The sequence below is a fragment of the Terrabacter sp. 01T434 genome (assembly GCF_056398545.1).
Genome location: NZ_JBFTPP010000037.1, coordinates 1 through 422, shown reverse-complemented (window position 1 = coordinate 422; position 422 = coordinate 1). Strand labels below are relative to the sequence as shown.

At 65.1% G+C, this 422-nt stretch carries 1 protein-coding gene; it reads right to left on the bottom strand.

What is annotated here, in order from left to right; translation table 11 throughout:
- Positions 1–37 precede the first annotated feature (37 nt).
- The gene (locus tag AC1DIW_RS21885) at positions 38–322 is read right to left on the bottom strand and encodes an antibiotic biosynthesis monooxygenase family protein (protein ID WP_478110927.1); all 285 of its coding nucleotides are present in this window, start codon (positions 320–322) and stop codon (positions 38–40) included.
- Positions 323–422 lie beyond the last annotated feature (100 nt).

Genomic DNA, 422 nt, shown 5'->3' with positions numbered 1-422 from the left:
CCCGGTGCTTCCCAGTACCGGGCGAGGTCAGTCAGGGTCAGTCGACGTCGTGGACGAGGGTGGCCGAGATGACCGTGGACGGCGCTGCGCTGAGTAGGTCGCCGAGCTCGTTCTGCGCGTCATCGCGCGTCTGCCTCACGGCCTCAGCGTGCTCTTGCGTGTCCCAGGTGGACACCGAGGTGAAGKTGGTGTCGTCAACGACCATGACCGTGCTGACGTGGCCCGGGAGGTCGTGCAGGAGCTTGCCGTACTTCCGTCCGATCTGCTCGGCCTTGCTTGCGCTATCGGGCTTGAGGGGGAACGTGGTGTGGCGCGTGTACATGGCGACCTTCCTTATGCCAGACGCGGTGCCTGGGCACGTTCGCAGTGTGTTCCTTGGCGCTCAGGATGGACAAGGGACAAACGGGCCACGGATCGAGGCA